Here is a 12,287-nt window from a genome sequence, read left to right as displayed (position 1 = left end):
TCAGTTCTCCGCGGTACGGCTGGCAGACGCGGCCAGGCTCACGAGTTGGGATGTCGCGCCGGGTTCTTCACCGGGCAGGCAGATTTCGTCGTCGGGCATGCCGCCGTAGCGGCGCAGGATGCTGTCGAACAGACCGGTATCCACGCTGGCGAAGCGCTGCATCGGCGCGCCGTGGGTCGGTTTCTCCAGTTCGGCCAGACGGGCCTGGCCCAGGTGCTGGGCAGTGCCGCGCGACTGCGCCAGCCACTGCGCGAAGTCCGCCTCGGTCATCACCCGCGCATCGAACTTCATGTCCGAGAAGCCCGCGCCGCTGTAGGCCGAGGACATGCCCGCGTACGTACCCGGCGTATGCCCGATCAGGTGCAGGCGGGTCTGCATTGCCGGCATGGTGTAGACCATGCTGCCCAGCTGCGGCACGAAGAAGGCATTCATCATCGACTCGGAGGTCAGCTTGAACGCCACCGGCGTATCGACCGGCATCACCAGTTCGTTGACCGTGGCCACGTTGTGGTCCGGATAGATGAACAGCCACTTCCAGTTGAGCGAGACCACTTCCACGCGCAGCGGCGCCTTGTCCGATTCGATCGGCCGGTACGGATCCAGCGCGTGGGTGCTTTTCCAGATCAGCACGCCGAGCACGACCACGATCAGGCACGGGATCGTCCACACCACCACTTCGATGGCGGTGGAGTGCGACCAGGTGGGTGCGTAGGTGGCCTTCTTGTTCGACTCGCGGTAGTGCCACGCGAAGTACAGCGTGAGGATGATCACCGGGATCACCACCAGCAGCATCAGGCCGGTGCAGACCAGGATCAGCTGCATTTCCTGCTCGGCGATGCTGCCCATGGGATTGAACAGCTCCAGGTTCCTGCAACCTGACAGCAGCGGCAGCAGCGCTGCCAGGCCGAACCAGCGTCCGGCGCGGGCTCGACCGGCCAGCGCGGCGCGGCGAGCGGGGTGTGTAGCGGGGTTCATGCGTGACGGCCCTTCCAACGCAGTGCCGGGCCGGGCGGCCCGGATCATGAGAAGTGGCGAACACCCCCCTGCATGACCGATATGCATGGGGGGTGCCCGCCGCAGCCGCGTACGTTAGGCAACGACATGATCCATACATGATGCGACACACTGTCGCAGCCCTGCCCGGCCGCGCGCGTACCATGCGCGCATGGAGTGGAGCCCCCTCATTGCCGACGGCCACGGGCCGGTCTACCTGCGCATCGTGCAGGCCCTGGAACGTGCGGTCTGGTCGGGTGCGCTGCGCCCCGGTGAGCGCCTGCCCGCACAGCGCGCGCTCGCCGCCGAACTCGGCGTGGACCTGACCACCATCACCCGGGCCTTCACCGAGGCACGCAAACGCGGGCTGATCGATGCACGCGGCCCGCTGGGCTCGTTCGTGGCGCCGCCACAGGTGGAACTGACCCAGCTGATCGACCTGAGCATGAACCTGCCGCCCAGCCCTGGCGGGCAGCAGGTGGCCGAGGTGCTGCGGCGCGGCCTGTCATCGGTGCTGACCCGCAGCGATGTCGGCAACCTGATGACGTACCACGTCGGTGGCGGCAGCCGCGCCGATCATCAGGCCGCGCAACAATGGCTCAAGCCGATCCTCGGCAAGGTCGATGCCGGCACGGTGATCGTCACGGAAGGCGCGCAGGCCGCGCTGTCCGCCCTGCTGCTGGCCTTGACCAATGCCGGTGACACGATTCTGTGCGAGCCGTTGGTCTATCCCGGCCTGCTGCATGCCACCCGGGTGCTGCAGCGGCGGCTGCAGGTGGTCGAGTGCGACGACGCGGGCATGCGACCGGATGCGCTGGCACGCGCTGCGAAGAAGCACGGCGCGCGCGTGGTCTATCTCAACCCGACCGCACAGAACCCCACGGCCCACACTATGCCGCCCGCACGCCGCGAAGCCTTGGCCGACGTGATCCGCGCGCAGCACCTGCAGCTGATCGAAGACGATCCGTACTGGCTGCTGGTTGACGACGCCCCTGCCCCGCTTGCGCTGCTGGCACCACGGCACACCTGTTACATCTCCACCCTCTCCAAGTGCCTGAGCCCGGGATTGCACACCGGTTTCGTGCGCCTGCCCGACGGCATGGACCGGCAACCGGTGCTCGATGCCCTGCGCGCGGTCAACCTGATGGCGCCGCCGCTGATGAATGCCCTGGTGACGCAGCTGATCCTGGATGGCTCGGCCCAGGCGATGCTGACGCTGGTGCAGGAAGAAGCGGCCGAGCGCCGCTACCTGGCGCAGTCGGCGTTGTCGCCGCGCTTCCTGCAGCACTGCGCGGGCGTACACGCATGGTGCCGTCTGCCGGCCCACTGGACCGATGCCAGCCTGACCCACGCCGCGCGGCTGCAGGGCCTGGGCATCGCACCGTCGTCGGCCTTCACGCCCGAAGGCGTGGCGATCAACGATGCGGTGCGGATTTCATTGGGTGCGGCCGCCCACCGGCAGGAACTGCACCGGGCGCTGCGCCAGCTGGATCAGCTGATGCATGTGGCGGCGGCGGAACGCCCGGGCTGGACGGTCTGAGTCCCGCGCCCCGGCAACCTCAGCCGGACACGGCCTTGGCTTGCTTCCAGACGGCTTCAAACTGGCTGGCGGTGATGCTGTCATCCGAATCCAGGTCCAGCCAGGACAAGGGCTGATCGGACAGCGGGAAACGCGCGTCGGCCTGCCCGGATTTGTCGGCCCAGACCAGCACGCTGCGATAGCTTTCGACCTGGCGGACGATCACATCGCCCTGCGCCTCGAGGTAGATCGTGCCGTTGCCGATCTCGGATTCCGCAGGGTGTTTGTAGTATTTCCGGGGCGTGCTCATGGCTTGGTCTGGATCTGGCGATGAAATGGGGCCGGGGAATATACCGTGATCCCCCGGCCACCGGGGGCCTGCCGTGGCCGCTCACGACGGCGGAAACACCGCTTTGGCGTCGCGGACGAACAGGGACCGCAGCTTGTCCCAAAAGTCGCCGCCCAGCAGGAACAGGCTGACCACCAGCAGCAGGTCACCGCTCATGGCGACCAGGTGCGGGTGCTGCATGCGCAGCGAGCCGGTCTGCGGCGCGACGTACGGCCCGACCGAGCTCAGCACGATGACCGCGATGAACAGGATCAGCCCGATCCGGTAGCGCACTGGGCTGACCTGCGCCGCCGGCGCAAAGCGGCGCAGGTGCCCGCCGATCAGCGACTTGAGATAGGCGAACCCGGGCTTGCCCATGATCGCCACGGCGAGCACCAGGAACAGCTTGGGGAACCCGAGCAGCAGGACGCCGTTGAGGGTGGTTTTCAGGCCGTCGGACAAGGTGGACGCCTCAACCACGGGCATCAGGCCCAGGCCGAGTATCCATCCCACGATCCAGACCGCGACACCGAGGATCAGTCGCCGCCGCTGTCGCGGGTCGGAGGGCTGCACACCGGGAACCTGGGGCGAATCGAGGGTGGTCATGGCAATGCTCCTCGCGCTCAGCGCGGATGGGGGGGACGCGGAAGGGGATGGGGACGGCGCGGCCGCGCGGGGCAGCCAGCGCCAGAGCAGGTGCATCAGGGTCAGCGTGACCGCGCCGGACAGCGCGAACTGGGTCAGGCGGGTGAGCCAGACCATGACCGAGGTCGGGCCAGTGGCCAGCGCCGTACCGAAAATGATCAGTGCCGCGTTGCAGGCCACCAGCGCGACGGCGCTGACCGCCCCGCCAGCGCTGATCCAGCGTCCGAAGCCGATCATCACCAGCAGCAGCAACAGGCTCAGGAACAGCAGGTTCGGGGTGCTCAGCAGCGCCAGGTGCAGGCACCACCCCAGCAGCCCACCCGCCAGGTTGCCGAGCACCAGCGCGAGCGCATGCCGTGCACTGCGTTGCGTCTCGAAATTGATAACCAGCATCACCGTGGTGACGATCACCGGCAGCGCATCGACCAGCCCCAGCAGCAGATAGACCAGCAGGACCGGCAACAGCACCAGGGTCGAGACGATCGCCAGTGCGAGTGGCGAGCCCGGCAATGGACCGGCCGGTGGAGCCGCCGATGGCGCAGGCAGCGCCGGCCACAGCGCATGGACCCCCAGCATCAGCACTACCGCCAGCGCCATGCCGCGTACCAGCGCCCAAGGCAACACCGCGGCCTGCGCCGGTGCGGTCAACACCACCACCGGGATCACTGCAAGGCATATCAGCAGCAGCATCGCCGGCAGCCGCGCGCGGCCGAGCAGCAGGCCGAGGAAGGCGAGGAACATGCCGAGCAGGGTCAGCCCGAACAACACGATGGGCGTCCCACGCAACAGCGACGCCAGCAGGTACGGAGCCCAGGCCACGACCGTCATCACCATCACCAGGCCCAGCGCCATGCGTGGCGTCGGCCGCACCGGCAGACTCGCCAGCAGCACCGCGACCAGGACCGCCGCGAGGAAGCTCGGCCACCACTGCATCACCTCGCCGATGACGAACGCGGCGGTGACCGCGACGGCGAAGCGCAGCACGCCGTGCAGCCGGATCGTGGTCGCGCCGGAGGAGGCGTTCATTGCAGGTAGCTCAACTGCGCGGCCAGCCATATCCATGTCCGGGCCAGCGGATTGAGCAGCGAACGTTCGGCGGTCAGCACCACGACGCTGGCCTGCGCACCACTCCGCCCCGGCAGTCGCGCGGTCGGTTCCGTGGGCGGGTCGAGCACGATGCGCACGGGGAAACGCTGTGGTTCGCGCAGCCACCCGGTAGGCGCCGTGACCGTCGGCAGCTCACCGGTCGGCACTTCGCCCCCACGTGCAATGCCCTCGCCGATGCTGTCCACGCGCCCGACGAAGACCTGCCCCGGCCGATCGTCGAAAGCCACATAGGCCCGATTCCCGGGTGCGATGCGACCCAACTGGTTTTCGCGCATGGCCGCGGTGACCCAGCGCGGCCCGTCGCCGATGAACCCCAGCACGGGTTGGCCGCGGCCGACGAACTGGCCAGGCGCCAGCCGCAGATTGCTGATGGCGCCGGCCGCCGGCGCAACCACCGTGGCATGGCGCAGGTCCAGCGCGGCCTGGTCGACGACAGCCATCGCCTGGAGCACCTGTGGAGAGCCGCCCTCACCACTGCCCAGGCGGATCCGCGCACGCTCGGCCTCGGCCTCGGCGCGCTGGATCTCCGCGCGTGTGCGCGCGATGTCACTGCGGGCGCGGATCGCCGAGGTTTCGGACAAGGCGCGCTTGGCGGCGAGGTCCAGCACGATCCGGCCCAACTGCTGGCTGCTGGCCAGCTCCACTCGCTGGCGCTGCAGCTGCGCGGTGGCGACCCGCATGTCCGCGGCCGTCGCCTCCATTCCCTGCTGGACGACCGCCAGATTCGCCTGGGCCGCGCGCAGCGCGATTTCGAACGGCAGCGGATCCAGACGGAACAGCACCTGGCCGGCACGCACCGGGTGGTTGTCGCGCACCTCCACGCTCACCACCGGCCCACTCACTTCCGGCGCGATCTGGACCAGGAAACCGTCCACGGTGGCCTGCGAGGTATAGGGAGTGAAGCGGTCGGCGACGAGGTGATAGACGAAGACAAGCAGCAACAGCGCCAGCACCGCCTGCACGATCCGCCGAAGCGGCGGCCGCGCTGTCTGCGCTGCGCCGGTCGCGGCCTCGGAAGGATCTGCTTCTGTCGGCTGGTTCTGCATCGTGCCCTCTCCTGGTGTGTCGAAGGTGTCAGCGCGGCTGGCCGGAAACTTGCGCCCGGCTGGCCATCTGCCAGGTCCATCCCTCCCCGCCCAGGGCCTGATACAACGCGACGCTTGCCCGGTATCGGTCACCGCGTGCGCTGCTCAGCGCCAGCTCCGCGGAGAACAGCCCGCGTTCGGTATCAAGCACCTCCAGGTAATCCGCGTAGCCGTTGTCATACCGCTCTCCGGCCAGGGCAACCGCACGTCGCAATGCGCCCACCCGCCGTTCCAGCGACGCCACCAGGTCGGTCTTCGACTGGATGGCGGCCAGGGCGTCGTCGACGTCACGGAACGCGTTCTGGATCGTGCGCTGGTAGTCCAGCACCGCCTGCACGTTGCGGGCCTGCGCCTGTCTGTTTGTCGCATCGATGGCACCGCCGGCGAAGATCGGCCCCAGCAGCTGGCCAACGAAGGACCACGTCCGCGACGGACCACTGAACAGATCATCCAGCGCCGCACTGGCATGGCCGCCCTGCCCGGTCAGTGACAGGGACGGAAAATACAACGCCCGGGCCACCTGGATACGCGCATGCGCAGCCACCAGCTGCTGCTCGCTCTGCAGGATGTCCGGTCGCCGCGCGAGCAGATCGGAGGGTAGCCCTGCCGGCGGCACCGGCGGCTGCAGGGTCTGCAGGGTGCCGCCACGCGCGATCGGGCCGGGATTGCGTCCGACCAGGACCGACAACGCGTTCTCCTGCTCGGCCAGCGCCTGCTGCAGTTCCGGCACGGCCGCCACGGCGCTTTCGTACTCGGCGCTGACCTGCAGCATTTCGAACTCGGACAGTGCGCCGCCGTCCAGGCGCAGCTGGAAGAGCGCCACGCTCTCGCGGCGGCCGGCCACGGTGGCGTTGGCGATCTCCAGGCGTCGATCCAGATCGAGCAGGGTGATGTAGCCGGCCACCACCGCGACGACCACGCTCAACGCCACGCCCCGCCGCGCCTGTTCGCTGGCCATCAACTCGGCACGTGCGGCGTCCTGTTCGCTGCGCAGGCGACCCCAGAGATCGAGCTCCCAACTGGCGAACAGGCCCACCGCGTGCGTGCCGGATGGACCGATCCCCTGCGCCCGTTGACGGCCCGAGCTGACGCCGTAGTCCAGCTGCGGCAACGCGGCCGCCCGGGCAGCCGCGACCCGGGCGGCGAACTCGTCCACCCGCGCCACCGCGATGCCCAGATCGTGATTGGCGCGCAGCGCTTCGTCGACGAGCGCATCAAGCTTCGCATCGCCGAAGCCCTGCCACCAAGGGGCCAGTGCGTCGAGCGAAGGGCCGTCCGCCGGTGCCGTTGCGATCCCGGGCAGCCGATACGCGGCAGGCACCTCCACGGTGGGCCGCACATAGGCAGGCGTGGACATGCATCCGCTCGTGGCCAGCACACCGAGCAGCGCCGCGCCGCAGACACCGGGGGCAGACCGTACACGCAGCCGGACGCAGACCGTCCGTGCAGCCGATGCCGCGCGCGGAGAGATCACTGACTGCGGGCACGTCATGGCGGCACCCTGTGTCTGGAGGGGATGGCGGATCAAACGATCCTCAGGCGCGTGCACCTTGCATCCCCCGGGTGCCCCGGCCTTCCGCGCATCATGCGCCCGGACGGGAAGGTTGGATCTCAGTATTTCTACCGTTCCGCGCAAGACGGGCGTCGCCTCACCCGACACTAGACGACCGGTCTAATCAGGCGTACAGTTCCTCCCATGACCTCCGCCTCCGCCACCTCCCCCGTCCGCGACACGATCCTGGCCACCGGCCAGCGGATCATGGGCGCCAAAGGCTTCTCCGCCGTCGGCCTCAATGAAGTGCTCGCGGCGGCGGGCGTCCCCAAGGGCTCGTTCTACCACTACTTCGCTTCCAAGGAGGCGTTCGGCGAGGCGCTGCTGGAGGACTACTTCACCGCCTATCTCGCCGACATGGACCGCATCTTCCGGCAGCCCGGGCAGACCAAGGCCGAGCAGCTGGAGGCGTATTTCGCTGCATGGCAGGACAGCCAGTCGTTCGAGGATTGCCAGGGCAAGTGCCTGGCGGTGAAGCTCGGTGCGGAAGTCGCCGACCTGTCCGAGCCCATGCGGGCCGCCCTGCAGCGCGGCACCACCGGGATCACTGATCGTCTGGCGCGGGCGCTTGATGCAGGCGTCGCCGACGGATCGGTGACGATCCAGGACCCGCCCGATGCGGTGGCGCGGCGCCTGTACCAGCTGTGGCTGGGCACCAGCATCATGGTCAAGATCGCGCGCACGGCCCGCCCCTTCCAGGACGCCGTGGCGTTGACCAGCCGCCTGCTGCATACCGCCCCCTGACAAAGGGATGTCTCACACACGCCGGCATCGGCGTGTCTTTCTCGGCCCCATCACTAGACGACCAGTCTAATCAAGCGCCCACAGGAGTATCACCCATGAAAGTCCTCATCGTATTGACGTCCCACGACGAACTCGGCAATACCGGCAAGAAGACCGGCTTCTGGCTGGAAGAGCTGGCCGCGCCCTATTACACCTTCAAGGATGCAGGCGCCGAGATCGTGCTGGCCTCGCCCAAGGGCGGCCAGCCGCCGCTGGATCCCAAGAGCAACGAACCCGACTTCAAGACCGACGCCACCCGCCGTTTCGAGGCGGACGTGGATGCCAATGCACAGCTGGCCAACACCGTGCGCCTGGACAGCGTCTCGCAGGCGGACTTCGATACCGTGTTCTATCCCGGCGGCCACGGCCCGCTCTGGGACCTGGCCGAAGACCGCCATTCCGTTGCGCTGATCGAAGCCTTCATCGCTGCCGGCAAGCCGGTGGCCCTGGTCTGCCATGCGCCGGGCGTACTGCGTGACGTCAAGACTGCCGAAGGTACCCCGCTGGTCCAGGGCAGGAAGGTCACCGGTTTCACCAATACCGAAGAAGCCGGCGTCGGCCTGACCGAGGTGGTGCCCTTCCTGGTGGAAGACATGCTCAAGGCAGCGGGCGGCCACTATTCCAAGGGACCGGACTGGGGCTCGTACGTGGTCACCGATGGCTTGCTGATCACTGGCCAGAATCCGGCCTCCTCGGCGGAGACGGCCGCGGTGCTGCTGCGGTCGGTGGCTTCCGCCGCTGCCTGATCACGGGCGACGGGCGCAGGTTGCGCGATGTCCCACGCTGCCAAGGACGGCAGCAGCGGCAACAGATGTCTCATGCACACGTGTTGTCCTCCAGGATGCGGGCCTCCCCTTTACGGCGAGGCGGGGAACCCGGCTTCGGCCAAGGCCGCAACAAACGCCTCCGGCCCGTGGGCGCTCTCGACACGCACTTCGCGTGCGGGCGGATCGGTCTCGATCCGCGCGTCTGGATCGACGCCCTGAAGGGCCTTGGTGACCGAACGGGCACAGCCGCCGCAGGTCATGGTGGGGATGATGAAACGATGCATGGCGACCTCGCCGTCGTGGGTGTAAGCCCACTGTCAGGGATGACAACGTGGCAAGGTCAAGCGATTGTCGTGGAGCGTCGCCGGTTATTCATGCCCGCGTTATCCGCCGCGCGGGAGCAGATGCGTCCACGCCCGGTGCGGGGCATGGACGCGGCCCGGTCGATCAGGACCGTGGCTTGCGGGACAGACGTCCGCGCGAAGACACCGGCGTATCGGCGCCGAACAGCGGCGTCTTGCGAGGCTTCCTGGCCGCTGCGGTCTCCACCGGCGCCGCAGCCGGCTGCGCCAGGTCCGCGATGATCGGGCAGTCCGGCCGGTCATTGCCGTGGCAATGCGCGGCCAGGTGCTCCAGCGTCTGCACCATGGCCTGCAGCTCGGCGATCTTCGCCTTCAGCCCATCCACATGGGACAGCGCCACCGCCTTGACGTCAGCGCTGGCACGCTCGCGGTCCTGCCACAGCACCAGCAGTTCGCCGATCTGCTCGACGGAAAAACCGAGGTCGCGCGCACGCCGGATGAAACGCAGGCTGTGCGCGTCCTGCGGGCTATAATGCCGGTAGCCCGCCTCCGAGCGCGCGGCCGGGGGAATCAGGCCGATCTGTTCGTAGTAGCGGATCATCTTCGCCGAGACACCCGAGAACGTCGCGGCTTCACCAATATTCATCGTACGGTCCTCATCGCGCCTTCCTCCACGCCGGTACCCAGCGTATCGGCCTGCATCGGTGCATGGAAGCGCTTGAGCCGCAGCGCGTTGCCGAGCACGAACACACTGGACAACGCCATCGCCGCGGCGGCGAAGACCGGCGAAAGCAGCGTGCCGTTCAGCGGGTACAGCAGGCCCGCCGCGACCGGAATCAGCACCGCGTTGTAGGCGAAGGCCCAGAACAGGTTCTGCTTGATGTTGCGGATCGTCGCCTGGCTCAGCGCGATCGCGTTGGGCACGCCACGCAGGTCGCCGGACATCAGCACCACATCGGCGGCTTCGATCGCCACGTCCGTGCCGGTGCCGATCGCCAGCCCGACATCGGCCTCGGCCAGCGCCGGTGCGTCGTTGATGCCGTCCCCGACGAACGCCACCCTGGCGCCGCCCGCGCGGAAGCGCTTGAGCGCAGCCACCTTGCCATCCGGCAGCACTTCAGCCGCCACTTCATCGATGCCGAGCTGGCGCGCGATCGCTGCCGCCGTGGCCGCGTTGTCACCGGTGATCATCGCCACCTTCAGGCCCAGTGCGTGCAGCGCCTGGATAGCCGCGGGCGTGCTTTCCTTGATGGGGTCTGCCACCGCGATCACCGCCGCCAGGCGACCGTCGATGGCGGCATACAGCGGGCTCCTGCCCTGCTCGCCCAGCCGCTGCGCGGTGGGCTGGAAAGCGGTCACGTCCAGGCCGAGCCGGGTCATGTAGCGGTCCGCGCCCACGGCTACGGTGCGGCCACCGACCTGCGCGGACACACCGAAGCCGGGCACCGCCTCGAAGCGCTCGAGGGTCGCCAGTGCAAGCCCACGCGTTCTGGCGGCAGCCACGATGGCCTCGGCGATGGGATGCTCCGAGCGGGTTTCCACCGCAGCGACCAGCGCCAGCACTTCATCGGCCTGGAAACCGTCGGCCGGCTCCAGGTCGGTCAGTTCGGGACGGCCCCTGGTCAGCGTGCCGGTCTTGTCCAGCGCGATCACGCTCACATCGCGCAATGCCTGCAGCGCTTCGCCCTTGCGGAACAGGATCCCCAGCTCCGCCGCGCGGCCCGTGCCGACCATGATCGAGGTCGGGGTGGCCAGGCCCATCGCGCAGGGGCAGGCAATGATCAGCACCGCCACGGCGTTGACCAGTGCAAAGGTCAGCGCCGGCGTGGGGCCGAACACCAGCCAGATCAGGAAGGTGAGCGCGGCGGCGGCCATCACCGCCGGCACGAACCACATGGTGACCTTGTCGACCAGCGCCTGGATCGGCAGCTTGGAGCCCTGCGCCTGCTCGACCAGACGGATGATCTGCGCCAGCACCGTGTCCCCGCCCACCTTGGTGACGCGGAAACTGAAGGCACCGGTGGTGTTGAGCGTACCGCCCACCACCTCCGCGCCCACGGCCTTGGCCACCGGTACCGGCTCACCGGTGATCATGCTTTCGTCGACATAGGAGGCACCCTCCACCACCTCGCCATCGACCGGCACCTTCTCGCCCGGGCGGACCAGCACGATGTCGTCCAGCGTGACCTGTTCAAGCGGCACTTCGACGGTCTCCCCACCGCGCTGCACGCGCGCGGTCCGCGCCTGCAACCCGACCAGGCGCTTGATCGCCTGCGAGGTACGGCCCTTGGCCCGCGCCTCCAGCGTGCGGCCGAGCAGGATCAGGGTCACGATCACCACGGCCGCCTCGAAGTAGACATTCGCGGTTCCCGGCGGGAGTGCGCCCGGTGCGAAGGTCGCGACCACGGAATAGCCGTACGCCGCTGCCGTGCCCAGCGACACCAGCGAGTTCATATCGGGGGCGCCGCGCAGCAGTGCCGGCACGCCCTTTCGGAAGAAGCGCAGGCCCGGCCCGAACAGCACCAGCGTGGCCAGCGCGAACTGCAGGTACCAGCTGGTCTGCAACCCCACGGTGTGCACTACCCAGTGATGCATGGCCGGGACGAGGTGCGAGCCCATTTCCAGGATGAAGACCGGCAGGGTCAGCACCGCCGCCAGCAGCAGCGAACGGCGCAGCGCGCGTGCTTCGCCTTCGCGGCGTTGCTCCTCCTGGTCACCGGTTGCGGCCGTGCTCACACTGACCGGCCGCGCGGTGTAGCCGGCGCTCTCGACGGCGGCCTGAAGATCGGCCACGGACACCGTGCCGCCCAGATGCCGCACCTGCGCCCGCTCGGTGGCCAGGTTGACGCTGGCCGCGATCACGCCCGGCAGCTGCGCAAGACTGCGTTCCACGCGACCGACGCAGGACGCACAGGTCATCCCCTCGATGCTCAGCTCGGTGGTGTCTTCGCGGACGCTGTAGCCCGCGCGTTCGATGGCGCGCACCGCTGCCTGCGGGTCGGGCGCACCGATGAAGCTGAGATCGGCCCGCTCCGTGGCGAGGTTGACCGCGGCGGTCTGCACGCCGGGGACGGCGGTCAGCGCACGCTCCACCCGGCCCACGCAGGAGGCGCAGGTCATACCCTCGATGGGCAGACTCAGGCGGCTGTTCGGCGCGCCGGACCGGGAGATTAGAGAAGACATGGGCAGTCCTTGGGGTGAGGTTA

The 12,287-nt window shown here is 68.6% G+C and carries 11 protein-coding genes; 3 read left to right on the top strand and 8 right to left on the bottom strand.

Annotation, left to right across the window (positions count from 1 at the left end):
- Nucleotides 1–975 (bottom strand): ubiquinol oxidase subunit II, encoded by a 975-nt coding sequence (cyoA, locus tag POS15_RS06255; protein WP_070425253.1) that lies wholly within the window; start codon nt 973–975, stop codon nt 1–3.
- A 190-nt stretch (nt 976–1,165) separates the two neighbouring features.
- On the opposite strand from cyoA, the gene POS15_RS06250 reads away from it, so the two are divergent.
- On the top strand, nt 1,166–2,533 hold the full coding sequence (locus tag POS15_RS06250; protein WP_046273573.1) for a PLP-dependent aminotransferase family protein: 1,368 nt from the start codon (nt 1,166–1,168) through the stop codon (nt 2,531–2,533).
- A gap of 19 nt (nt 2,534–2,552) precedes the next feature.
- On the opposite strand, the gene POS15_RS06245 is transcribed toward POS15_RS06250, so the two are convergent.
- The 4 genes from POS15_RS06245 to POS15_RS06230 form a co-directional block, all read right to left on the bottom strand.
- Nucleotides 2,553–2,822, bottom strand: coding sequence for a hypothetical protein (locus POS15_RS06245; protein WP_019184646.1), 270 nt, complete (start codon nt 2,820–2,822; stop codon nt 2,553–2,555).
- Between the two features lie 81 nt (nt 2,823–2,903).
- A complete protein-coding gene (locus POS15_RS06240) occupies nt 2,904–4,511 on the bottom strand; it encodes a DUF2955 domain-containing protein (RefSeq protein ID WP_284129222.1) in 1,608 nt (535 codons plus the stop codon).
- Nucleotides 4,508–5,638, bottom strand: a complete 1,131-nt coding sequence (locus tag POS15_RS06235; RefSeq protein ID WP_019184649.1) for an HlyD family secretion protein — start codon at nt 5,636–5,638, stop codon at nt 4,508–4,510. The genes POS15_RS06240 and POS15_RS06235 overlap by 4 nt, the downstream gene beginning before the upstream one ends.
- 28 nt (nt 5,639–5,666) lie before the next feature.
- On the bottom strand, nt 5,667–7,169 hold the full coding sequence (locus POS15_RS06230) for an efflux transporter outer membrane subunit (protein ID WP_284129221.1): 1,503 nt from the start codon (nt 7,167–7,169) through the stop codon (nt 5,667–5,669).
- A gap of 204 nt (nt 7,170–7,373) precedes the next feature.
- Here POS15_RS06230 and POS15_RS06225 point away from each other — a divergent pair, with 204 nt between their 5' ends.
- Together POS15_RS06225 and POS15_RS06220 are read left to right on the top strand one after the other, a co-directional pair.
- Entirely contained in the window at nt 7,374–7,973 is a 600-nt protein-coding gene (locus POS15_RS06225) for a TetR/AcrR family transcriptional regulator (RefSeq protein ID WP_019184651.1), read from the top strand.
- 95 nt (nt 7,974–8,068) lie between these two features.
- A complete protein-coding gene (locus POS15_RS06220) occupies nt 8,069–8,758 on the top strand; it encodes a type 1 glutamine amidotransferase domain-containing protein (RefSeq protein WP_284129220.1) in 690 nt (229 codons plus the stop codon).
- A gap of 110 nt (nt 8,759–8,868) precedes the next feature.
- Here the strand turns inward: POS15_RS06220 and POS15_RS06215 are convergent, their stop codons facing one another.
- The 3 genes from POS15_RS06215 to POS15_RS06205 form a co-directional block, all read right to left on the bottom strand.
- Entirely contained in the window at nt 8,869–9,063 is a 195-nt protein-coding gene (locus tag POS15_RS06215) for a heavy-metal-associated domain-containing protein (RefSeq protein ID WP_284129219.1), read from the bottom strand.
- Nucleotides 9,064–9,226: 163 nt separating this feature from the next.
- Nucleotides 9,227–9,727 (bottom strand): Cu(I)-responsive transcriptional regulator, encoded by a 501-nt coding sequence (cueR, locus tag POS15_RS06210; RefSeq protein WP_284129218.1) that lies wholly within the window; start codon nt 9,725–9,727, stop codon nt 9,227–9,229.
- Nucleotides 9,724–12,264, bottom strand: coding sequence for a heavy metal translocating P-type ATPase (locus tag POS15_RS06205; RefSeq protein WP_284129217.1), 2,541 nt, complete (start codon nt 12,262–12,264; stop codon nt 9,724–9,726). The genes cueR and POS15_RS06205 overlap by 4 nt, the downstream gene beginning before the upstream one ends.
- Between the last annotated feature and the right edge of the window lie 23 nt (nt 12,265–12,287).

The sequence above is a fragment of the Stenotrophomonas sp. BIO128-Bstrain genome, assembly GCF_030128875.1.
GTDB classification, from domain to species: domain Bacteria; phylum Pseudomonadota; class Gammaproteobacteria; order Xanthomonadales; family Xanthomonadaceae; genus Stenotrophomonas; species Stenotrophomonas bentonitica_A.
Note: the sequence above shows the minus strand (reverse complement) of the source record. Positions and strands in the feature narration are given on the sequence as shown.

Bases quoted from the DNA above. Each gene is read 5' to 3' on its own strand.
- cyoA (WP_070425253.1), bottom strand. From the start codon at position 975: ATGAACCCCGCTACACACCCCGCTCGCCGCGCCGCGCTGGCCGGTCGA.
- POS15_RS06250 (WP_046273573.1), top strand. From the start codon at position 1,166: ATGGAGTGGAGCCCCCTCATTGCCGACGGCCACGGGCCGGTCTACCTG.
- POS15_RS06245 (WP_019184646.1), bottom strand. From the start codon at position 2,822: ATGAGCACGCCCCGGAAATACTACAAACACCCTGCGGAATCCGAGATC.
- POS15_RS06240 (WP_284129222.1), bottom strand. From the start codon at position 4,511: ATGAACGCCTCCTCCGGCGCGACCACGATCCGGCTGCACGGCGTGCTG.
- POS15_RS06235 (WP_019184649.1), bottom strand. From the start codon at position 5,638: ATGCAGAACCAGCCGACAGAAGCAGATCCTTCCGAGGCCGCGACCGGC.
- POS15_RS06230 (WP_284129221.1), bottom strand. From the start codon at position 7,169: ATGACGTGCCCGCAGTCAGTGATCTCTCCGCGCGCGGCATCGGCTGCA.
- POS15_RS06225 (WP_019184651.1), top strand. From the start codon at position 7,374: ATGACCTCCGCCTCCGCCACCTCCCCCGTCCGCGACACGATCCTGGCC.
- POS15_RS06220 (WP_284129220.1), top strand. From the start codon at position 8,069: ATGAAAGTCCTCATCGTATTGACGTCCCACGACGAACTCGGCAATACC.
- POS15_RS06215 (WP_284129219.1), bottom strand. From the start codon at position 9,063: ATGCATCGTTTCATCATCCCCACCATGACCTGCGGCGGCTGTGCCCGT.
- cueR (WP_284129218.1), bottom strand. From the start codon at position 9,727: ATGAATATTGGTGAAGCCGCGACGTTCTCGGGTGTCTCGGCGAAGATG.
- POS15_RS06205 (WP_284129217.1), bottom strand. From the start codon at position 12,264: ATGTCTTCTCTAATCTCCCGGTCCGGCGCGCCGAACAGCCGCCTGAGT.